The 21,171-nt window shown below is 43.7% G+C and carries 34 protein-coding genes; all 34 read left to right on the forward strand.

The annotated features are described in order from the left end of the window. The 34 genes from KGMB01110_RS12750 (at position 1) to KGMB01110_RS12900 (ending at position 21,108) form a co-directional block, all read left to right on the forward strand. Positions 1-714, forward strand: coding sequence for a phage tail family protein (locus KGMB01110_RS12750; protein ID WP_119298698.1), 714 nt, complete (start codon positions 1-3; stop codon positions 712-714). Further along, complete coding sequence (locus KGMB01110_RS12755) at positions 715-3,831, forward strand: phage tail spike protein (protein ID WP_119298700.1); 3,117 nt, start codon at positions 715-717, stop codon at positions 3,829-3,831. Further along, positions 3,824-4,012, forward strand: coding sequence for a hypothetical protein (locus KGMB01110_RS12760; RefSeq protein WP_119298702.1), 189 nt, complete (start codon positions 3,824-3,826; stop codon positions 4,010-4,012). The genes KGMB01110_RS12755 and KGMB01110_RS12760 overlap by 8 nt, the downstream gene beginning before the upstream one ends. Further along, positions 3,987-4,271 carry a hypothetical protein gene (locus tag KGMB01110_RS12765; RefSeq protein WP_119298704.1) on the forward strand — a complete coding sequence of 95 codons (285 nt, stop codon included), beginning with the start codon at positions 3,987-3,989 and terminating at the stop codon, positions 4,269-4,271. The genes KGMB01110_RS12760 and KGMB01110_RS12765 overlap by 26 nt, the downstream gene beginning before the upstream one ends. After that, positions 4,271-5,365, forward strand: coding sequence for a hypothetical protein (locus tag KGMB01110_RS12770; protein ID WP_119298705.1), 1,095 nt, complete (start codon positions 4,271-4,273; stop codon positions 5,363-5,365). Before KGMB01110_RS12765 ends, KGMB01110_RS12770 begins: the two co-directional genes overlap by 1 nt. Before the next feature lie 457 nt (positions 5,366-5,822). Next, the gene (locus tag KGMB01110_RS12775) at positions 5,823-6,812 is read left to right on the forward strand and encodes a tyrosine-type recombinase/integrase (RefSeq protein ID WP_119298707.1); all 990 of its coding nucleotides are present in this window, start codon (positions 5,823-5,825) and stop codon (positions 6,810-6,812) included. A gap of 906 nt (positions 6,813-7,718) precedes the next feature. Continuing rightward, entirely contained in the window at positions 7,719-8,099 is a 381-nt protein-coding gene (locus KGMB01110_RS12780) for a hypothetical protein (protein WP_119298709.1), read from the forward strand. Next, a complete protein-coding gene (locus KGMB01110_RS12785) occupies positions 8,093-8,326 on the forward strand; it encodes a holin (RefSeq protein WP_119298711.1) in 234 nt (77 codons plus the stop codon). Before KGMB01110_RS12780 ends, KGMB01110_RS12785 begins: the two co-directional genes overlap by 7 nt. Before the next feature lie 385 nt (positions 8,327-8,711). Then, positions 8,712-8,888 carry a hypothetical protein gene (locus KGMB01110_RS14960; protein WP_156085447.1) on the forward strand — a complete coding sequence of 59 codons (177 nt, stop codon included), beginning with the start codon at positions 8,712-8,714 and terminating at the stop codon, positions 8,886-8,888. Continuing rightward, on the forward strand, positions 8,881-9,960 hold the full coding sequence (locus tag KGMB01110_RS12790; protein ID WP_119298714.1) for a GH25 family lysozyme: 1,080 nt from the start codon (positions 8,881-8,883) through the stop codon (positions 9,958-9,960). Before KGMB01110_RS14960 ends, KGMB01110_RS12790 begins: the two co-directional genes overlap by 8 nt. 1,303 nt (positions 9,961-11,263) lie before the next feature. Then, positions 11,264-11,452, forward strand: coding sequence for a hypothetical protein (locus KGMB01110_RS12800; RefSeq protein ID WP_119298718.1), 189 nt, complete (start codon positions 11,264-11,266; stop codon positions 11,450-11,452). Between the two features lie 13 nt (positions 11,453-11,465). Then, on the forward strand, positions 11,466-11,693 hold the full coding sequence (locus KGMB01110_RS12805; RefSeq protein ID WP_119298720.1) for a hypothetical protein: 228 nt from the start codon (positions 11,466-11,468) through the stop codon (positions 11,691-11,693). Positions 11,694-11,705: 12 nt separating this feature from the next. Next, positions 11,706-12,218, forward strand: a complete 513-nt coding sequence (locus tag KGMB01110_RS12810; protein ID WP_119298722.1) for a hypothetical protein — start codon at positions 11,706-11,708, stop codon at positions 12,216-12,218. 48 nt (positions 12,219-12,266) lie between these two features. Then, complete coding sequence (locus tag KGMB01110_RS14965) at positions 12,267-12,422, forward strand: hypothetical protein (RefSeq protein WP_156085448.1); 156 nt, start codon at positions 12,267-12,269, stop codon at positions 12,420-12,422. Between the two features lie 11 nt (positions 12,423-12,433). After that, on the forward strand, positions 12,434-13,237 hold the full coding sequence (locus KGMB01110_RS12815) for a hypothetical protein (protein ID WP_119298725.1): 804 nt from the start codon (positions 12,434-12,436) through the stop codon (positions 13,235-13,237). Further along, on the forward strand, positions 13,225-13,500 hold the full coding sequence (locus tag KGMB01110_RS15070) for a hypothetical protein (RefSeq protein ID WP_170141727.1): 276 nt from the start codon (positions 13,225-13,227) through the stop codon (positions 13,498-13,500). The genes KGMB01110_RS12815 and KGMB01110_RS15070 overlap by 13 nt, the downstream gene beginning before the upstream one ends. Before the next feature lie 7 nt (positions 13,501-13,507). Further along, positions 13,508-13,771, forward strand: coding sequence for a LexA family protein (locus KGMB01110_RS15075; RefSeq protein WP_170141728.1), 264 nt, complete (start codon positions 13,508-13,510; stop codon positions 13,769-13,771). A gap of 404 nt (positions 13,772-14,175) precedes the next feature. Next, on the forward strand, positions 14,176-14,490 hold the full coding sequence (locus tag KGMB01110_RS12830; RefSeq protein ID WP_119298731.1) for a helix-turn-helix domain-containing transcriptional regulator: 315 nt from the start codon (positions 14,176-14,178) through the stop codon (positions 14,488-14,490). A 210-nt stretch (positions 14,491-14,700) separates the two neighbouring features. Continuing rightward, positions 14,701-15,120: a hypothetical protein gene (locus KGMB01110_RS12835; RefSeq protein ID WP_119298733.1), complete on the forward strand. Its 420-nt coding sequence runs from the start codon at positions 14,701-14,703 to the stop codon at positions 15,118-15,120. After that, entirely contained in the window at positions 15,120-15,284 is a 165-nt protein-coding gene (locus tag KGMB01110_RS14970; protein WP_156085449.1) for a hypothetical protein, read from the forward strand. The genes KGMB01110_RS12835 and KGMB01110_RS14970 overlap by 1 nt, the downstream gene beginning before the upstream one ends. A gap of 17 nt (positions 15,285-15,301) precedes the next feature. Next, positions 15,302-16,153 carry a DUF5688 family protein gene (locus KGMB01110_RS12840; protein ID WP_119298735.1) on the forward strand — a complete coding sequence of 284 codons (852 nt, stop codon included), beginning with the start codon at positions 15,302-15,304 and terminating at the stop codon, positions 16,151-16,153. Between the two features lie 17 nt (positions 16,154-16,170). Next, positions 16,171-16,704 (forward strand): hypothetical protein, encoded by a 534-nt coding sequence (locus KGMB01110_RS12845; RefSeq protein ID WP_119298737.1) that lies wholly within the window; start codon positions 16,171-16,173, stop codon positions 16,702-16,704. A 3-nt stretch (positions 16,705-16,707) separates the two neighbouring features. Beyond that, positions 16,708-17,334 carry a hypothetical protein gene (locus KGMB01110_RS12850; protein WP_119298739.1) on the forward strand — a complete coding sequence of 209 codons (627 nt, stop codon included), beginning with the start codon at positions 16,708-16,710 and terminating at the stop codon, positions 17,332-17,334. After that, on the forward strand, positions 17,280-17,636 hold the full coding sequence (locus tag KGMB01110_RS12855; protein ID WP_119298741.1) for a hypothetical protein: 357 nt from the start codon (positions 17,280-17,282) through the stop codon (positions 17,634-17,636). The genes KGMB01110_RS12850 and KGMB01110_RS12855 overlap by 55 nt, the downstream gene beginning before the upstream one ends. 16 nt (positions 17,637-17,652) lie before the next feature. Further along, on the forward strand, positions 17,653-17,928 hold the full coding sequence (locus KGMB01110_RS12860) for a hypothetical protein (RefSeq protein ID WP_119298743.1): 276 nt from the start codon (positions 17,653-17,655) through the stop codon (positions 17,926-17,928). Then, positions 17,885-18,421: a hypothetical protein gene (locus KGMB01110_RS12865; RefSeq protein ID WP_136626694.1), complete on the forward strand. Its 537-nt coding sequence runs from the start codon at positions 17,885-17,887 to the stop codon at positions 18,419-18,421. Before KGMB01110_RS12860 ends, KGMB01110_RS12865 begins: the two co-directional genes overlap by 44 nt. Before the next feature lie 57 nt (positions 18,422-18,478). Further along, entirely contained in the window at positions 18,479-19,111 is a 633-nt protein-coding gene (locus tag KGMB01110_RS12870; protein ID WP_119298747.1) for a hypothetical protein, read from the forward strand. A gap of 77 nt (positions 19,112-19,188) precedes the next feature. Continuing rightward, the gene (locus tag KGMB01110_RS12875) at positions 19,189-19,395 is read left to right on the forward strand and encodes a hypothetical protein (protein ID WP_136626695.1); all 207 of its coding nucleotides are present in this window, start codon (positions 19,189-19,191) and stop codon (positions 19,393-19,395) included. Beyond that, on the forward strand, positions 19,392-19,535 hold the full coding sequence (locus KGMB01110_RS14975) for a hypothetical protein (protein ID WP_156085450.1): 144 nt from the start codon (positions 19,392-19,394) through the stop codon (positions 19,533-19,535). Before KGMB01110_RS12875 ends, KGMB01110_RS14975 begins: the two co-directional genes overlap by 4 nt. Before the next feature lie 220 nt (positions 19,536-19,755). Next, the gene (locus KGMB01110_RS12880) at positions 19,756-19,968 is read left to right on the forward strand and encodes a hypothetical protein (RefSeq protein WP_119299233.1); all 213 of its coding nucleotides are present in this window, start codon (positions 19,756-19,758) and stop codon (positions 19,966-19,968) included. Beyond that, positions 19,953-20,297 carry a DUF551 domain-containing protein gene (locus tag KGMB01110_RS12885; RefSeq protein ID WP_119298751.1) on the forward strand — a complete coding sequence of 115 codons (345 nt, stop codon included), beginning with the start codon at positions 19,953-19,955 and terminating at the stop codon, positions 20,295-20,297. Before KGMB01110_RS12880 ends, KGMB01110_RS12885 begins: the two co-directional genes overlap by 16 nt. After that, a complete protein-coding gene (locus tag KGMB01110_RS15480) occupies positions 20,278-20,589 on the forward strand; it encodes a long-chain fatty acid--CoA ligase (RefSeq protein WP_243112834.1) in 312 nt (103 codons plus the stop codon). Before KGMB01110_RS12885 ends, KGMB01110_RS15480 begins: the two co-directional genes overlap by 20 nt. An 8-nt stretch (positions 20,590-20,597) precedes the next feature. Continuing rightward, positions 20,598-20,861, forward strand: coding sequence for a hypothetical protein (locus KGMB01110_RS12895; RefSeq protein WP_119298753.1), 264 nt, complete (start codon positions 20,598-20,600; stop codon positions 20,859-20,861). A gap of 76 nt (positions 20,862-20,937) precedes the next feature. Further along, positions 20,938-21,108 carry a type II toxin-antitoxin system HicA family toxin gene (locus KGMB01110_RS12900; protein WP_119298755.1) on the forward strand — a complete coding sequence of 57 codons (171 nt, stop codon included), beginning with the start codon at positions 20,938-20,940 and terminating at the stop codon, positions 21,106-21,108. The last annotated feature ends 63 nt before the right edge of the window (positions 21,109-21,171 follow it).

Genomic DNA, 21,171 nt, shown 5'->3' on the forward strand with positions numbered 1-21,171 from the left:
ATGTCAGGAGTAGGAGTAACCTTTGATGAAACACATTCATTCCGGGACTGGGGTTTGAAACTTAAGAAGATTGTTGTCGGAATACCGAAGGCAAAGACGGAGCACGTGAGCGTACCGGGCATGAACGGCGATCTGGATCTTACAGAAGCCCAGAATGGTGGTGTGAAGTATGAAATGCGATCTCTGAAATTTTCCTTTGGCGTGAGAAATTGTACGTATGATGATTGGAGCGGTCTGGTTAGCCAGATCGCTTCTGAATTACAGGGGAAAAAGAAGCAGATTGTTTTAGATACCGACAGGGAATATTACTATGTCGGCCGATGTGAGATTGACCCGGAAAAGACAAATGATGTTACCGGAGATATAACGATCAGTTGCACATGTGAGCCGTACAAATACGATATAAATTCTTCCGGAAAGCCTTGGATCTGGGATATTTTTAATTTTGAGAGTGGTGTTATCCGGAATACATCTAATTTGAAGATCAACGCTGCTTCAACATGGCAAGCGGTATATATGGATGGTTGGTTTTACAACGAAACTCTCAAGATCATATCGGATGCAGATATGCAGGTGAAATATAATGGCAAGATATTTGACATCTATGCCGGAGAAAATGCAATGTATGACCTGTTCCTGACGCAAGGGAAAAATACCCTGTATTTTCAGGGAGTGGGAACAATAACATTGATCCATAGGGGAGGGATGTTGTAAATGTATACGATCAAAGCGTATGTGGACGGTAAGGAGTATACGCTCCATGATGCCAGAGTAAAGGCTCTGACGGTTGGAGGAAATCCGTATTTCGAAATCGGAGATAATATCAACGGTTCTGCATCGTTCACGGTATATCCGACACATCCTTACTATGGGCTGGTCAAGAAGCTGACCACTGACATTGTAATTTACCGGGATGATGTACCGGAGTTTTACGGGCGAGTTCTCTATGATGATGAAGATTTTTCCGGGACAAAGAAAGTCTTTGTCGAAGGAGAGCTTGCCTTTTTGTGTGACAGCATCCAAAGACCGAAGGTCTACCATAATACCTCAGTCAAGGCGTATGTTCAGGATCTGATTGATCGGCATAATGCTCAGGTGGAAGAGAGAAAACAGTTCGTTGTCGGACGGGTAACGGTCAAGGATTCAAATGATTCTTTGTACCGGTATTCCAACTGGGAAGATACCAGAACGGTGTTCAAAGAAAAGCTCACTGAAAGACTGGGAGGACACCTGGTGATCCGGCATGAAAATGAATTGCGGATTCTGGACTACTTGGCAGACGAAGATTATTACACGAAGAATGAGCAGGAGATCCGGTTCGGAAGAAATCTACTGGATTTTTCCCGGAACGTTGACGCATCCGATCTTGTGACCTGTGTGATCCCTTTGGGGGCAAAGCTGGATAAGGAAGATCAAGATCCGGCATTGGAAGCTATTTCTGAGCAGAGATTAACGATTGTCAGCGTGAACGGTGGAGTTGATTATGTCACGGATGATAATGCTGTCAAGGAATACGGGAAGATCTACAAAACCGTAACGTGGGATGATGTGACCGTCCCGGAGAATCTGAAAGCCAATGGCGAGGAATACTTGAAGTCAACGCAGTTCGAAAAGATGGTGTTGGAGCTTAAGGCGATAGACTTAAATCTAACAGACGAATCGTTCCAGAAGTTCGATGTAGGTAATAAGATCCGTTGTATTTCTACGCCGAACGGATTAGATCGGGAATTTCCGCTGACAAAACAGAAGATCTATATCAGCAGTTTCAAAAATAACACGGTCACGCTTGGGGATGAAACGAGCCTTAAGTCCTATACCTCGTCAAATCGTCAGAGTGCGGCTCAAATGGAAGAGACGATAAAAGCCTTACCGAGCAAGTCAGAAATCCTGCAAGAGGCTATACGAGACGCACAAGACCTCATAAATAAACAGGTTGCCAGTGGGTATGCAATCCATGTCCCGAATGAATTTATCGTTGCGGACGATAAAGACTATCAGGAAAAGGCAAAGAATCTGTGGAGATGGGGACTTGGAGGTCTGGCACATTATAGTCAGGGATATGATGGTCCGATTGATGGTGTGGCATTGACGATGGATGGAAACATCAACGGGAAAATGTTGCTGGCAAATTCAGTTCAGTCAGAGTCCTTGGATGTAGGTTATCGGGAATCTGTGGAGAGCAAGATCAGCAACGCTCAGGAGGAAGCTGAAAAGGCTGCAAAGGAAGAAATTGAGACATCTATAAACAATCTGGAAAATAAGATCAACATGTCCGTAAGATCTGTGAAGCAGGTTGTCTCCAGAAAAAACTATGTAACCTCCGGAGAGCAAGAGACACTATCGAGAGATGGCTTTGCAATCACTGGAACGGTAGCTACTGTGACCGAAGAAGAATATCTGAACCTGAATTGCCTGAGGCTTGAATTTACAGCCACAGGCATTATGAACGTTGAACAATCTCTGGGAGAATTAGAAGCCGGAACGTATACCGTGAGTATTGAGACTGCCTACCCAACCGGAAAAAGACCGACGTATCTCAGCTATGGATTTTCCGGGAATCGGAGCACGGCATATTATAGCGGATATACGGCGGAAGAATTTCATGCCTTTAGCAAGACTGTAAAGATCACAAAGGCATCAAAGACGGTATCGTTTGGAGTCTATGGCGCAGCAGGACAGGTTTGCTATCTTACGAACCTCCGGTGCTTAAGAGATTTGCAAGAAGTTCTGGATGATATGGATGCAAAAATGACCGTAGAAGTTGGTAAAGTATCAGCGAGCGTGAGCGAGGTCTATGAGAACGTTCAGCATGATTACTGTACAAATCCTGATTTTTCGGCCAGTGATGATAAATTCAATGGCTGGACAAGAAACAGCACGACAGCAGTTACCCAGACTAGATACAGCGGAAAGAGTTGTGCGCAGATTACCGGCACATCCTCTTTTTACTGGAGGCAGAATCCATTTTCTCAGGCAGGAAAGATTAAGGTGCGCTTCAAAGCGGCATGTGCTTCCGGTAATGAAAATACTGCAAGGTTGAGAATCCAGATAGACGGAAAGAACAAATATACATCGGCCGGAGATCTTACGACGGAATGGCAGACCTTTGAATTTGAAGACAATGCTACACCGTCGTATTTCAATGTATATTTCTACAATTACGTGGCTAATACAACGGTGTATATTACCGATGTGGAGATTCTGGGATATTACAATGGCTATTCAGAATCACAGTTCTCAGTCATGAAAGATTCCATTGAATCGTCTGTAAAAAAGGGAGAGTTTGGCTCGTATGTCACTCAATACTACGATCGTGTGATTACGGCTTTTAACAATAGCAGTAAGTATGTTCAATTAACAGCTGGAGAAATTGCAATTTATGACAGTGCAGTATCTGCATCCAAGAAGAGATCAGCATTTGATGCAAGTGGAAATCATTTCTATCGTGATGGATATTACGTTGGAAAGGTGGGAACGAACGAATGGAAAGATAACAATGCACACAAGGGCCTTGTTTTTGATTTGGAACCAGGTGGAAAATATATGGCGTTTGCACAAAAGGCAAAAGATTCAGATGATGCATATACCATGATGCTTGCTTTTTCGCGAGCGAATAGTGTGTATGACAATTATGGAATGCATCTGGGATGTGATATTGACTTGCATGGATACACTCTAAAAAATCCGTCTTTTGAGGGTGGAGGTGTCACGGGGACACTGAATTTTGTCCAAGTCACATCCGTTAATAGTGATGGATCCTTTAGCTATGCGAGTGGTTGTAATTTACAGTTTAAAAATGGAATCTTAATCGGAGGATCATGGAATGGGTAAGAAAGAAAATGAGTCAATATATATCATTCCACCGGATAGGAATGTACCAATAAAAACGCCTGAGCCGGTAGAAGTTGTAAATGTGAAACCAACAAAGACATACACACAAGCAGAAGTGCGGGCAATAATCGCCCAACTTCAGAAAGGAGAAAATGATGGAAGAATCGAAGAAACCGAATAAACCGCTTAGTGTGCTCTATGCTGATGCTAAGCAGGAGATTACAAGATCCATAGATGAAACAGTGGCAGCTCACCGGCTGCCTCTTTTTATGGTGGAAGGGATCCTGAGTGGAGTCCTTGCAGAGATCCGGACAAATGCAATGAATGAATTGGCGGATGAAACGGCAAGGCATGAGAAGGAACTTGAGTATTACCATAAATGCGAGATGGAACATCTGGTTCAGGAATTTGAAAAAGGTTCAGAGGAGGTGGAGGACTGATGGCAGATATTACGAAAGAGATCAACAATTTTAAAAATGCTATTTACGGCGAGGAAGTACGGGGTAGCATGGTTTCCCTGGCGGAGAAGATCAACGAGGAAACCGAAGCAGCAACCGATACGGTAGCAAAATATGAAGCTGCGGAAAGTGGAAGGGTATCTGCGGAAGAGGTCAGATCGGAAGCAGAACATCAAAGAACAGAAAACGAAGAGAATCGTGTCAGAGAGTTTGCCGATTTGAAACAGGAATCCGAAACTGCGACCGAAGCAGCAAATAATATCGCCAATACCGTCCAGACAAAACTGGATAATGGAGAGCTCACAGGCCCTCAAGGAATCCAGGGAGTGCAGGGGCAACAAGGAGAGCCGTTTCAGGTTGCCAAAGTGTATGAAAGTATTACGGCGATGAATAATGGATATGCGACTGATGGAGTGAAGATTGGCCAGTTTGTGGTGATTAACACTGGAAATGTAGAAGACGAGGACAACGCCAAGTTATTCCTGAAAGGAGCAAAGTCATATGAGTTTATCACGGATATGTCTGGTGCACAGGGTATACGTGGTCCACAAGGTGTTCAGGGCGAACAGGGAATCCAGGGAGACAAAGGCGACCAAGGGGATCCCGGAGTGCAAGGTGAAAAAGGCGACAAAGGAGATAAAGGTGATCCGGGAGAAAAAGGAGAGAAAGGCGATCAGGGTGATCCTGGAAGCATTGAAAATATCGAACAATACCCAGTAGTCTATACAGAGACAGACGATGAGCCTACATCCGGTGGAGTATTGGGAGGAATAATTGGCTGGATTGTAAAAAAGATCAAGTCATTGACATCTTCTGTTACTGAATTAAATGGTAAAATCGGTGGAAGTATACTGCATGGCACCTTAGAAATGCCAGTTGGCGGAACTGCCAATCTAACTTTCGAAAAGGAATTCGCCACAAAGCCATGTATAGTATTTTGTCCGAGCGATAGCACTGCCAGTGTATTAGTTACATGCACATCCATATCATCCAAGGGCGTCACCGTTAAATCAAAAAATTTAGATAGCGGCTACCCTTATTCGACTATATATGTTTCTTGGATTGCATTGGGATAAGCATCGTCAAGTTAGAAGAATATATACAGTGTAAATTATAGTAAATTACTAGCTTCAGTATGATGAGCCACCTACACTTGACCAACCTGACCATTTGGAAGTGTCGGTATTATAGCAACAATTCCAAATTCTTCCTGGTATTGGATAAGCTTCTGTTAGTCGCACAATTAGCTTCCGGTGCGATCCGCCAGTGGCGCAAACCTCTAATACCTCGCGATAAGCGTAGAACGGTCCTGAGGTTACCGGAGAATTTGCCAATACACTAGCATCTGAGACCGCTACGTTCCCTGGCTTCATGATGCTCAGAGAGTGATCCCCAGTCGTACTTACATACCAAAGGTTTGTAATGAGGTTATCAACGGCTTTTTCCGGTGTATATTTCGACAAATTTTCAATTTTACCATTTAATTTAGTTATGAATCCTAAAATGCTACAATAAAGCAAAAAGGAGATTGGCATGGAACAGAAGATCATGGAAGTGTTGCGGAAAATGCAGGAACATCTAAAGGAAGATCAGCTGAAGCTATTGAGGGATTGTCTGGAAATGGTGTTGGGTGGCTGTCAGATCACAGAGACTACTGCGGTAAGTGCACCGGAGCGGAGCTGGGTGAATGATCTGGAAGATTTTCTGGTAAGTAAGGCGTTGGAGGGCAAGTCACCACAAACCATAACAAGGTATCGGTATGAGCTCCGGCGCCTATTATCATACATAGATAAGGGAGTGGCGGACATTACAGCGAAAGATATCAGCGGATATTTGAGAGCCTATAAACAGATCCGGAAGATCAGCAATGCAACGCTGCGGAATGTCCGGGCAGTGTTCAGCAGTTTCTTTGGTTGGCTTCGAGATCGGGAGCGGATCCGGAGAAACCCGATGTCACTTGTGGAAGATATCAAGGTCGAGAAGATTATCAAAAAGCCGTACAGCGACGAGGAACGGGAACGAATGCTAAGAGAGTGTAAGACGCTTCGGGATAAGGCCATGCTTGAGTTCTTATACAGTACGGCGGTCAGGGTATCAGAATTATCGTCTCTGAACAGGAATGATATCCGCTTTTCTTCCAAGGATTTAATCGTCTTTGGCAAGGGTAGCAAAGAAAGAAAAGTATACCTGAATGACCGGACGAACCTGTATATCCGGGAGTACCTAGAAAGTCGGAAGGATAACAATCCGGCATTATTCGTATCCATGAAAAGTCCACATGAAAGACTGAGCAAAGCTGGTATAGAATACATTATCCGGCAGATCGGAAAGAGAGCACAGGTTGAGAACGCTCATCCACACCGGTTCAGGCGGACGGCACTGACAAATGCTCTGAATCGTGGGATGCCGTTGCAGGAGGCAATGATTCTGGCAGGACATTCCAAACCGGAAACAACCATGCGGTATTGCACCGTGGATCAGGAGGCTGTCCAGTACCATCACCGGAAGTATCTGAGCGCATAAAAGCATAGCAAAATGGAGATCTTGACATCCGGCGTCGGTCGGGTGTTTTTGTGCTGTCTGAACATAAAAATAAGCCAATGTGACCGATGCTTTATTAAATGGTAAAACAAACTTTCTTACAAAATGCAAAATTGAAAACATTTCGTTCCGAATTGGTAGTGCGGATAATATTGATTCTCTACGCTTGAAAATGCCTACAATTTCATGGGCGAAAGCATATGCACTTATTGTAGGAAGAGACAATATAAAAGGTTCAATCTTCGAGGTAGTCTCTGCGCACATCGACGGCAATGCTAACGGAGCAATAAGAGTTACAAGCAGCAGCCAATCAACCATATCAAAAACATGGAGTGCTGATAACACTGGAAAATGTGTGTATTCTACCAATTTCTTACCATATGCGGAAGTTACAGTGATGTATGTAGGTTTCAAGAGCGTAGAAGTATATCATTCAGAAAGCTAATCAAAGATCTTTTGTCGTTGGAGTTGCACTACTACTGGTCTTATTGAAAATGCATGCAGTCGTTGACGTGAAATTTAATAGCATTCCCCAGATTCTTCCATTGTTACCACCGTTCGTCCAGACCACACCGCTCCACCAGAGCTTCTCATTGACGATGACGTTCACCAAGCATCCTGTAGCATAGTTTGATATAGCCATCTGCGGATAGATTGCATTAATCACATCGGTCACGTTGGTCGAGTCCGCCGTGACTATGATTTTTTCTGCATGGATTTTGTCAGTTTTACCATTTAATTAAGAATCTACAGCAAAGTGCATGATTATCATGTCTTTTGCTGTGGGTTTTGTTTTCCGAAAGAAAGGAGGAACATATGGAGATCAGAGCAAGACCGTAACAGGTCTTATTTTTATGCGTATTTTAATACTATGAAAGGGTTGAAAAAATGAAAGAGTTTTTGTTTCAGACCTATCTCATTGCCCTTCCGATCTTTTTAACTGCCATTATGGGGTACATAATTTGGCTCCTGAAGGAACAGAAAAAACAGAAGATCGCAGATGCCAAGGAAAGAGATGATCGCATCGCAAGGGAAGCAGAGGAGAGGTTGGCGAATAGCAAGGGTACAATGCTCCTGTTACGGGTCCAACTGATCGAGTATCACGATAAGTACATGATGTTGGGTGATATTCCATCATACGCTTATGAAAATTTTATGGAAATGTACGATGCATACCACGCTTTAGGTGGCAATGGGATGATAACGAAGATGATGCACGAGATTGAAGAGCTGCACCTGATGAAAAAGAAAGGAGAAAAGACATGTTAAAAAATTGTGTGTTCAAGGTATCGGTCGATACCAGAAAATGGATCCAGAAAGCTATGATCCGTGCGGTTAAGACTGTTGCGCAGGCAGCAATCGCAGGAATTGGAGCGGCGGCAGCACTTGGCCAGGTAGACTGGAAGTATGTAATGTCTGCTGCGGCATTGGCTGGGGTACTGTCTTTACTGACGAGTGTAGCCGGTATTCCGGAGTGTAGTTCGGATGAAGAATGAGAATTGCGGTAACGCAGAAATGATGGTAAGATAGATACGGAGCAATCGTGTTGCAGGGTGGCTGACCTCGATTCTATACATAGAATGGGGGTGGTGCTGATGAGACATTTTGATTTTAAAGACCTGATGGCCTTCGGAATGTTCATTTTATCACTGCTGACATTCATTTACTTGATTTGTCACTGATTTAAAGCATAGAAAAACCACCCCAAAACTTTGACGGAGTGAAAGGGTGGTAATTCTATCATTCAACAACGAGGTCAACCCACCTTGTGGGCGATTGCTCTATCTGCTTATATTATATGCCACGTACAAACAAATATCAACACTTTTTTAGAGAGTCAAATGTTGGCTCTCTTTTTGTATGCAAAGAAAGGAGCAGAAAATGACAGAGCAAACAGTACAGGAAATCGTAAAGAGTTTCGCTTACGGTTATACAGCGGAGAAAGTTGCAGAGCTCGAAGAAATGACTCTGGAAGAGGCGCAGAAATTTGAGCAGGAATACCAGGCGGAGATCGAACAGAAGAAAGAAGAGTTGAAGGAGGGCGGTTGGCTTGAGTAAATTAATCGTAGACGTGAGTTATCACAACGGAACAATCGACTGGGAAAAAGTAAAAGCATCGGGTGTACAGGGTGCTATCTTGCGGTGTGGCTATGGAGATAATATCGCATCACAGGATGATAAGCAGTATAAGCGCAATGCTGACGAGTGTACAAGGCTTGGAATCCCTTGGGGCGTATATATTTACAGCTACGCTAAAAATACCGCACAGGCTAAGAGCGAGGCAGCACATGCCCTCAGACTGGTTGCTCCGTATAAAGGCAAGATGTCCTATCCGATCTATTACGATCTGGAACAGCCCGGAACAGAGTCGGTGGCAGTCCAGAACGGAATTGTATTTGGCGACATTATCGAGGCTGCCGGTTACTGGTGCGGCATCTATTCTGGCCAGTATTGGTACCAGAAATATATCGGAAACAGACTGGATCGCTTTACGAAGTGGGTTGCACGGTATTCCAATCAGAAACCGGTAGGTATATCCGGATCCTATGACATGTGGCAGTATAGCAGCTCCGGCACAGTTCCAGGGATCTCTGGCCGAGTGGACATGAACGAAGTATACCGGGATTTTCCAAGTGAAATTCTTGGCGGTGGTTCATCTGTTAATAATGGTCCGAGACAGATTCCCGGTGATCCAGTAAATGACATGGGCGTCAAGTACAGAGCTCACTGCCAGAGCATCGGAGATTGTGCAGAGGTCCGGGACGGCCAGACTGCAGGCACGACCGGATCCAGCAAGAGACTTGAAGCCTTGTGGATCAGTCTGGAAGATGCCGCTCGAAAACTGGGAGTAGAACTGAAGCTGAAAGGCAAATGCCATATTCAGGGTACCGGTTGGGTAGATCTTGGTTACATTACCAAGGACACCATGATCGGCTCAAAGGGACAGAGAAAGCGGCTTGAAGCGATCATTCTGGAGATCGAGGGATTGCCGGAAGGCTACGAGCTGCAGTATCGGACTCACATCCAGACTATTGGTTGGACTGGTTGGGTAGCTGCCGGATTCGCATCTGGTTCTGTCGGATTCCGAAAAGGAATCGAAGCAATCCAGATTCGCTTGGTAAAGAAATAATCGCCAGATCTGGATATGGCGGTCAGAAGCTGTCAAATAGGCAGTTTCTATTCTCCTACTAAGAAGAACCTGAAAACCAGAACAAGAACGCACCATGAGGCTATACAGAGCCTACGGAGGCATACGGATAGAACGTCCGACATTCCGGAACGCTTCATGGTGCAGATTCAATTTCGCAACACGCAAACCAATGTTATACGCATAACGCATACGCAAAAAATCCTCCTGATCGAGGTAGTACATCACGTTCGCCCTGGGTATCTTCGGATGCCTGGGGCTTTTTTTATTGCAAGAAAGAGGTAAAACCATGTACACACTTTGAAACTTCTGTCAATAGAAAAACTGTACAAATTGGCATGGGCAAAATTGTGCATTATTTTGATTCCGCATGAAAATAATTTTTTCGATACAACTATCACCTAATGTGGAAAATGTCTCAAATCGCATTTTACGCAGCCACAGGTATATGGCTTTTTAGAAAAATTTGCTCCGAAATGTTGGCTGTACGAAATGTACAAAGAAGGGGTAGAGAGTTGGTCGAGATGTCCAATGCATCCTTTGTGACTATCACTGTAGCTGCTACTGTAACTGCTACTGTAACTGCTACTGTAACTGCTACAAGGACAAAAAAGAAGAATTTTGAGCAAATGGTATGACTTTCTTCCTATATATATGTAAAACTGCGTGACTATCACAGTGACTATCACAGTGACTATCACAGTGACTATCACTGTATATGCTACTGTGACTATCACGCAAAAAAAGAAGAAAAAAGAAAGAAAAGAAAGAAGCAAAGAAAAAGAAATAAAAAAGAATAAAAAAATATATAATATATATACGTGTGCTTTTCGGTGCAAACCACTTTCTGACCCATGGTGAAAAATTCCTGATTGACAAAAAATGATTTTCGGGGTAGACTATTCGCATGACAAGATTTTGAGACGCACCTCAGTTGATGGGAAGAGGCGGTCGATCTTAATTTCTGACTTCGCAAAACTGAACAGGGTGGATTGCATTTTCTGGTTGCAATGTTTTGAGAGCTGAACGATTTGAAAAATTGTTTTTGCAAACTGGAAAGGCAAAGTGGTCAGAGATTTTGAAAAATTTTTTAATAGCGAGAAGGTAGAGATTTAGAGGCATGAAGCAGATGCCTCTAATTTTTTTGAAAAAATATGTAATGCTATGCTTGACAATGCTCGTTATACAGCGGTATACTTCAACCATCAACAAAAACAAACACACGAACGGAAACGGCGAGAGATACATTTACGTCAAAGAGGTTGAAGAATAGGAGGTACACATCATGACAGCATCAACGCTTATTAATCTTATCGGTACATTTGAACTTCACAGCGTAGGTCATAGAACCCTTGAGGGTGCGATGATCGCCAGCTTCGGACTTGACTGGGAAACAGTCAGCGAATATCGTGAGGTCGCAAGTTATGTATCTCAGTGTATGAGTTACGATGCAGTAACTGGTGAGTGGTATTGAGGAGGGGTGAGTCATGAGAAGATCGGTATCAGAACAGAAAGCAATCAATTTGGTTGCAACACTTTCAACAGAACAGCTTCTGGATCAGTGGGAAGCAACTTCCGCAATGACTGATCTGGAAGCACCAATCCTGAGAGGGTGGTTCATGGATGAACTGGAAAAAAGATTTCCGGATCAGTTCGACAAATGGTTAGACAGTGATTGCAGAGACGAAGATCTTAGAAAATTCATTTTCGCATAGGAGGACAAAATCATGGCAGCAACAATTATTCAATTTCCACAGACACACAGTAACATCTTTTCGAACCTGACACAGCTCATCACTCTGGCATCTGACAACCAGGTAGTAGAGGAGTATGCAGAGATCATGGCGGTTTGTCATGAGAAAGGAGAGTTTAGACCTGGAGAAGTTGAAACGCTCCAGGAGCAGATCCGAGCAAGACGCCTGGAAAATGCAAGACCGGAAGAAAAGCCGGCAGTGATTCCAGAGAAGCCGGGGCTGTACTGCTACACTCCAGAAATGGGCGAGCAGAAGCCAAAGTGCCAGATCGAAGCAGAGCGGAGCTATTATGGCAGGCATTACCACATCAACACTCCCTTACAGTTGAAAGGTCGTGGCATCACATTTGACAGAGTTCTGGAATCTAAGAACCTGTCAAAATCAGCTCAATATCGGCTTGGTTGGAGAGAATACACCGTAACTGAAAGAGCTTTTGAAAAGCTCCAGGAACAGTACACGATCAGCCAGGAGTTACTTCTGGATTGATTACATAGTGCCGACCGGAGGCGGCAGACCTCCGGAGATGGAGAGAGTATGAAAAACATGATACCGATGTTACTGACAAATAACCAGCGGAAAATGCACGGATTACCGTTGTGGAGAAAGAAGAACCGTAAAAAGAAGTTTTACACTCGGTGTGAAGCAGACGAGGCAATCACGGCATTTATTGATTATTGCAATCAGGAGTAGGAGGTGCGGAGATGGCAGGAGAAAAGAGAACACTTTCGTTCGGAATCACTGGAGAGTTTATCACTCAGATCACAAGAGAGTGGTTTTATTCTGGAGAAAAGAGTATCGGGAAAATTATGGAGATCCTGGCAGATAGTATGACCGGAACAGATACGCCGGAAGCTCAGATCCGGAGGTATGCGGAAGATATCCTGATGGGAAGAGCGGCACTGAAAGGCAATACCGCCGACGGAACATACCACCTAGAAACATACGGGGCAGGAGAAGAGGAAGAGCTACCAGGCAATATGAATATATGGAAAATTCCCTGGTCGAAAAAAGTTTTAAAAAGTCAGCTTGACCGAATGACGGAAAGGTTCAATGTAGCGATGGAACATCTTTCGGAAAGCGAACAAAGAGCAGTAAGAAAAGAACTTGGAGAGGAAACGGACGAAGATGGATGGCAGGCGAGACTTGACAGCCTCATAACCCGTATGATGGATAAAAAAGAGCATACAACCGGAGATTTCGGGTGGTTGGAGCCGAATGGAACTTTCCATGAAGTTGAGTGGGGAGAGCACCAAGACTGGGCGAATAAATATGTGGAAGAGAATTACCCGGATCGGAGCGAAGATATATTTGACGCTGGAGGCTGGCTTACAGATCGGGGCTGGGTGCTGCTTCACAATCCATCGCAGGGGATCGCATTTGCGACCGGAAGCCTGGTTAGAGACATGACAAAAGCACAGAAAGAGTTCTTGTATGATTATTACACAGAGCGAGATTGCAAGAAAGAAGCTAACGAAATTTGGAAGGAGCAAAAATGTGGAGCATAAATGAGGATGAATACTGGGAGCGAAGACGTGAAGAGTATGAGAAGGTTCCGAAAGACTGGAAACCGGAACCGGTGGAGGAACTGGTGACCCTGGATGATGAACTTGAGGATCTGGAAAAGGAATACGGCTGTAAGTTGGAGGATCTGGACGAGACAGACATTGAAGATATCGTATATCGGCTCTGTGGAGAATATCCGCTATCAGCAGAATACGATCCGGTGCTTATTGCGATCCTATACAAAGTGGATCCAGATTGGAGGTAGAAGAATCATGGCAGAGAAAATGAAAAAGCGACATAAAGAAATTCTGGAATTTTGTAAGGTGTTCATGGCGGAGAATGGATATCCGCCAAGTGTCCGTGAAATCGGGGAAGGTGTCGGGTTGAAATCCACCAGTTCGACATGTGTCTACATGAAAGAAATGAGAGAGTTGGGGCTGCTTGTATCAGGTCCGGAATATTCGCCGAGGGCATTTACACTTCCGGGAGCGAAGTATGTATTTGATGATAAATGCGATGGAGGCGATAAAGCGTGATTCAGAAGACTGAAAATATAATCTTGAAGAAAAGATTGAAAAAGCGATCAAAAAGCCTGAAAAGGCAAAATGAGCGCATTAAGGTTCGTGAGACAGAGAACCGGAACCTAAAGAACCGCATGAGACGGACAGCCCAGGAGTTAGCGGACATCAAAGAATCCCTGACAACTGGGTTTTGTCCGTACTGTGAAGAGTATAATATGTTCTCATGGGATCCTGACTGGGGGTTAGTTTCATATTGTCCACGCTGCGGAGCCAGAGTGATGTTATGCCAGATGTGCGAAAAATCGGTATATGATTGTGATTACGATGAAAGATTAGATGTATGTTCCAAAATGTAACACACACCTTGACGAAAAAGGATGATTTGCTGTATTCTTTAGTAAGTAAGGGAGGGTACTATCATGAATAAAGCAGAATATATCAGGGAAGTATTGGAAGAAAAAGGAATTTCGCAATCAAGTATTGCAAAAAAACTCGGTATATCACGTCAGGCGATATTTGGTACGCTTTCCAGAAAAAATCCGAATTTTGCTACAGTCCGTGAGATATTTAATGCTCTTGGATTAGAAGTAGCAGTTAAGCGCAAAGATGGGTGTGATTTGGATTTTGATGTGAACTCACTATACAAAGTTCTGGATGAAGATATCGTAGGGTACGAAAGGGTAGAGTCTATTTTGAATGTAATGGGTTACAAATTGGTTATTGAAGAAAAATAATAAAAAATTTTTTTATAGTGAGAAGGTAGAGAAATAGGAGCATGAAGCAGATGCTTCTATTTTTTTTGAAAAAATATGTAATGCTATGCTTGACAATGCTCGTTATACAGCGGTATACTTCAGTCATCAAAAGAAAACAAACACACGAACGGAAACTGATAAATGAGTGTTGTATCACATACTTAGAAAGAGTTTAGGAGGACAAAAGCTATGATGAAGCATGAATTTGAGGAAAGAGTTGGCGTTGAGATTTCAGATCGTGAGTATGAGCTCATTGAAACAGTATACACCTGGCACCCGGCAATTAGCGAAGCCGGTGGAAAAGATCAGATCGCTACTCTGTACAAAACCGGAGGGATGCCACTGATTAAGAGCATGCTGGAGGCTGCAAACATTATGATGGATCTGGACAAAGAGAGACGGCAAGCAATGAGACGCCTAGAGAAGATCAACAGCCGGATCAAAGTAGTGGCCGGAGGAGATCTGACAGAAGAACAGTGTCGGAGGGATGCAGTAGGAATGTTTGACAAGTCCAACAGTCCGGAAGAATGGGGATACGCAAGAATGTTCCTGGCAACAAAATACGGCGAAGAGCTTGCATCAAAGATTATTGAGGAGGTAGAGAAATAATGGCAGACAGAAGCAATCAGAGGCTGAATGAGGCTATTGAAAAAGCTATCAGCATGTGGGATGGAACGATCCACGGGCAGACGCTCCGGAACATGTATGACAACGGTTCTGACTATGAGATCATCTGTGAAGTGGCCGGGATCGAGTATGAAGATTATGAGTAGAAAAGGAGAGAAGAGTCATGAAGGAAAGAACAGAAAGAATCGCAAAAATTGTAGGAGAAAAAATGCAAGCAGAAGCAATGGTAGTAGAAGTTGAAAAGAATAATAGAACGAGGCAGGGAGTAAGTATCAAGTCTGGCGATAATGCGAGAGCAGTTTTTTATATTGACGACATGGAGAAAATGAGCGAAGAGGAAGTTGCCGATAAAATCGTAGAAGTTTGTTCAAAAGAAGAAATGCCAATATTTGATCTCACCAAGATTGCAAACAAAGAGTTTGTTTTAGAACATGTAATTCCTTGCATGGTTGGAAGATCTGGAAATGAGAAATTTCTGCAAAATCTTGTTCACACTCATTTTCTGGATCTTGAAATCGTATACAGAGTTATGATTTCCGATGATTATAGCAGCTCGTTCTTGTTGAGAAATGCAATGCTGCAGGATCTTCATATCAGCCAGACGGAGTTAGAAGAGAAAGCACAGCATAATCTGATTGAAAAAGATCATACAAAGGTCGCATCAATAACACAGATACTGTCGGAGTTGTCGGGAATTCCGATAGAAATGGTGGAAGAAATGAGCTTACCACCGATGTATGTTATGACAAATCAGAACAAGATGTTTGGTGCAAACTCAATACTGAGAAAAGACCTGCTTAAAGAGCTGTCAGAAGAGCTTGGGAAAGATCTGTATATATTCCCATCAAGTATACAAGAGATTATTCTTGTCCCGGAGGATAATGTTACAAACACTATGGATCTGAAAGAGATTGTCAGATTTGGGAATATTAATACAGTTTCAGCAGAAGAAAAATTGTCAGATAGTGTATACCATTTCAACCGTGTTACAGAGGAAATAGAAGTTATGGCATAAGCAAGGGAGTAGTGACCATGGATGATTTAAAGAAATGGATCGGCAAGAAGTTCCTGGACTTCTGTAAGTCCGATCCGGCGGACGAGCGAGGGATCCATTACACGCTGACGGAACAGGATGAAAAAGGCAGAGTATCAAAAGATTTTTCGTCGGACGATATCGTGAGCATGGAAACCATGGAGAAGATTCGCAAGGCAAGAATCTTAGATTTGAGTATGAGCGATAATTGGTGGCATGTGTCACTGGAATATAAGGAGGAAGAGGATATGCAGGAAGTGAAAATGTCAAAGATGGAACGCCTGGAGGCAGAAAAAGAGGATTTTAAACAGATGTACGCTGAGTGCTTTCCACACCTTGCGATCATAGCGGATATTTTGAAAAAGTTCGGAGATGAAAGAGGGATCCAGACGGACGGAGCACATATCTACATCACACCTGATGGCTACATCTCCATGAGCAACGTATCTGAGGGGTGGAGTCTTTCCAGATTGAACCATGAATCAAAACCGGTAATCGTTTGTGAGGTTAGAGAAGGGATTGAGGAGGAGTAAGCTATGAGCGAGAGAGAATACGTTAAGATCAATGAAGATGCAGCCAGAACAGCACAGAATATGATGTCTTTTAATGAGTATCAGCTGGGATCCAGAACCAAAGAATACCAGGAGGACGTAAACGAAGTATATGACCTGGCGGAGGAAGTGGTTGCCAGAAGAGGAGAGAAGTACCGGGAGAGAGCTTGGAGACTGGCAAACAGATATGCCCGGAACATGGGGAAATATTTCAACGAGGATGCGAGAATCGGCTGTATGTGCCCGTCAGTGATGATCTCAGGAGCCGGAAACTTTCCGGTGAAGAAGAAAGAAAAACAGGTCAAGGCTTGGGAGAAGAACCAGGAATACTATAAATACTGTCAGTCGATCAAAGAAAAATTGCGGAATCTTCTGTATGGGAAAGAAATCATCAAGAGCGATGATGAAAACGCTATTGAAGCTCTGGAAGAGAAAATCGCTTCACTGGAAGAGAACCACCAGTTAATGAAAGATGTAAATGCCTACTGGCGAAAGAATGGAACCATGACCGGATGCGACTTCCTGACAGAGAAGCAGATCAAAGATATAACGATGCAATGGCATGTGAAACATGGAGATGCGGAACGGCTCCATATGCCGGATATCATCTGACAAACAATCTGGCGAATATTAAGCGACTCAAACAGAGAGTGGAAGAACTGAAAACGACAAAAGAGAAAGGCAGCTCTGAGGCTGATTATGGTGAGTTTAAGGTGATCGAAAACACGGATCTAATGAGAATACAGATTGTGTTCGATGGAAAGCCGGATGAGGCAATCAGAAGCACTCTGAAAGGGAATGGCTTCCGGTGGGCACCATCACAGGGAGCATGGCAAAGACAGTTGACGGCCAACGGCAAGTACGCACTGAAAAAGATCATAGAAGAACTTGGCGTTGTAGAACAGGCATCGTGAGAGGAGGGGAGCGATAATGGCAAAGAAGAATCATGAGAATAGATATCTGGTAAACAGATCTATCTATAAGGCTGCGAAAAGGTACGATCACAGGCAGTTTGAGGATTTCTGCACAGATATATACAAGAGTGGTTGGGAAGACGGGAAATCGTCAGCTAATGTTCTGGATGTAAAAGATATTGAAGCAGTAATCAGATCTGTAAAAGGGATCGGAGAGGTTCGGATCGGTAAGATCATGGAGGCAATCAATGAAAAGTTCAACGAAAATGCCGGATCAGAAGAAGCTGAGTAAGGAACTGGGAGCGGAGATTCTGGACAACCGTAGGCGGTATGAAGAGCTGAAAATACATGGTGGTGCTGATCCATTCTGGCCAGATGGCGTAAATATGAATTTATGCCGTAATCATGTGCTCTATCTCCGGAAGAGAATAGAGATGGAACTGGAGCCGACAGAATACCCGGAGGAGTATTATCTGAAGATCCCTGAAAAGGTTGACGGTGATTATATGGCGAACCCGGACGTGATCCGGAAAGAAGCAAAGGCAGCATTGGAGGTCCTGAAAGAAAATCAGGACTACCAGTACCTGAGAGGAAAGCTCAGTCCGGATCTGGACAAAGAAGCCAGTCAGTGCATGAAACCGGTACGTTACGTTTTGGGGATGGAAGATGCAATCCGAAGAAATGATCTGGTAGTGATGCGTAGATGCCGGGATCCGGAATATTACGTGAAGTATTTGAGAGATAGTCGGAAAAAACTGGATGAAATTCTGGATCAGAAGTTTTAGAGCCGACGCTCCATGAGGGGCAGTTGACAATATTTGATTTTATGGGAGGCAATAGCAGTGGAAATTAAAATTATTAGTGAGTTTGGAAAGAACAGTTTTGAGGTAACAGCAAGTGACGCAAGACGAATTATCGGCCTTGCAATGGAGCTTCACAGGGATGAAGAGGATTCGGCAGTCAAGAACAGAAAGGCGGAGCCTGCGCCCGTACCGAAGCCAGAGGCTATGCCGGAAGAACCGGAAGAGCCGGTAAAAGAAGCAGAACCGGTAGAATTGGATTTATCGCAATTGCGACAGACAAAGAAAGCAAGCCGGGTAGAAAACTTATTCGGATCAGACTGGAAGGGCGAGCATAAGGAAGAAAAGCCGGAACAAAAGAGAGAAGTTGATCCAGGAATTGAGGCAGAGTATGTGAAAGGATTCATTATTGCGAAGTGTGAAAAGTGCGGAAAGATCAAAGGATATTGCACGAAAGAATACACAAATGCTCACACCTGCGAGTGTGGACATGAGACGTTCTTCCATGATATGAAGCAACTCTATCTTGACTGTAAATGCGGATCGCATTTTAAGTACCAGACAAATTTACAGACATCGGAATTTTCGTATAAATGCATAAATTGCGGTGCAGAGGTTGATCTGAAACTGAATAGCCGCCGGACAGCTTATACGACGATCGGGGGGGCGTACTAAAGGCAGATAGGGAAATTGCACGTAAGTACGGCATGAGTATTTATTGATTTGGCATAAGAGAGAGGATGGGTGATATTATGATCCGGCCAGTATGTAAAGACTGCGAAGAACGCCATGTTGGCTGCCATGATCGCTGTGGAAAATATCAGGAATTTAAGGCAGCACGAGTGGAAGAAGTCAGGGAGATAAAAAAATACAAGGAAGCAACCAGTCGGGTGAAAGTCCGTGTCGGAAGGGTAGAGTCAAAATCGGCAATCAGTCCGCTGAAATGTCATAAGAGGTGAGTAAGATTAAAAGGAAAAGTCAGGCAGAAGAAAGAAGAGTCAAAATCTGGGATCTGGTGGAAAAAGGATATAAAAATCGGGCGATTGCGGAGAAAACCGGTATTCCAAATGGGACAGTCGCTCATTATGCAGCAGAGTAACGGAAACAGAAAGAAGCAAAGAAAAAACTACAGGAAGGATCTGGAGTTAATGCGGATCGGCATCTGTGTTTGACATGTAGGTATAGGAGTAATCAGCCGACGGTCAATATCTGCGATTATGGTTGGCTCACACAGAATCCCCGTGGTTGTGAAGTGGAAGAATGTACAAAGTATGAAAAAGGAGCACGGATGAAAAATAAAAATGAATGGTGTGTGGAAAATGAATGAAGACAAACAGATCGTGATTTGCAAGCGATGTAAGAAACCGGAATACTGGGAAGAAATGCGATGGCTCTCCGGATCTTGCCTGTGTCGGGATTGTTACCGGGCACAGTGGGAACAGGAAGAGGGTGAACTGTACAGATGGAATGATCTGGACGGCGAAAGGCCAACGATGGAAGAATACGAGGAAGCGAGGTGGAAAAGTTGCTGACGTTGACGATCGAAAAAAAGTGGTTTGATATGATTCTGAGCGGAGAAAAGATGGAAGAGGGAATTACACTGATTCAAAATGAAAAAGGATGGAGAGACATCAATGAAGAGCTGCCGGATCCGGGAGAATACGTGCTTGTATCGTTTGAAAATGAGGGAGTAACACTTCCGGACATTGCAACATATGAAGTGGACAAACAAGGAAACGGGGCTTTTTATCCAAGTGATTGCGAAGCAACATACGCTTCTGTGGGCGTGTTCGTTAATGCTTGGATGCCACTGCCGGAACCGTATAAAGGAGGACTGGGAAATGCTGATTGTAAGCCATAATAAAGAGAAAATCCTGTGGTTTGGACGAGCATTTAATGCTCTGGAGTATTCAGAACAGGTAAACCGCAAAGGGAAGAAGGAAACGGTCAGACATACAATTTGGATATCTGATGGCTGCCTGGAAGAAATCGCAGAGTACCCAACAAAGGAACGATGTTTGCAGGTGTTGAAAGAATTTTGCAGCAGTTACGAGGAGGCATGCTATACGGTTGAGTTCTTTGATGAATCAGCACGGGCGATAAGACCAGCAACATGCAAGAAGAATCTTGTATATGAATTTCCGGCAAAGTAGGTGAGAGAATGAAAATAAAGGTGCATGAAAATTATGAGCAGATAGACAGAAAGAACATTGATACGTTTCAGAAATACGAGATGAGCCATCCAGAGGAGAACCTGTATAGATGTGTGATCTGCGGAGAACAGGCTTGCATTGGAAACAGTATATCATGCCAGGGACACAGACTGATACATAACTGGTGTGCGAATAGAGTGTTTGGATATGGTAATATCTTAGAAGCCTTTAAGTGGCTTGAAGATCAGTCGTCTGATGAAATAATAAAATAAATTTAGAATCATCGCTTGACGTATGCGTATTCAATACGTATAATATAAGTATAAACAAAAGAAAGGGGGTACAGACTTGAAACGGACAGACTTGGTAAGAATGCTCGAGAGAGCCGGTTGGTGGTTGCTCCGACATGGAGCGAATCACGACATTTACACCAACGGAGAAAAAACGGTTACCATCCCGAGGCATCGGGAGATAAACGAAAGGCTTGCAAGAGCAATCTTAAAACAGACAGGGATTTAATCCCTGACTGTTTATCAAGGAAAAAGAGGACGGGGCTAAGCCCCAGACTCTTTTGTCTTAACC

Origin of the sequence: Mediterraneibacter butyricigenes (assembly GCF_003574295.1) — a bacterium.
GTDB classification, from domain to species: domain Bacteria; phylum Bacillota; class Clostridia; order Lachnospirales; family Lachnospiraceae; genus Mediterraneibacter_A; species Mediterraneibacter_A butyricigenes.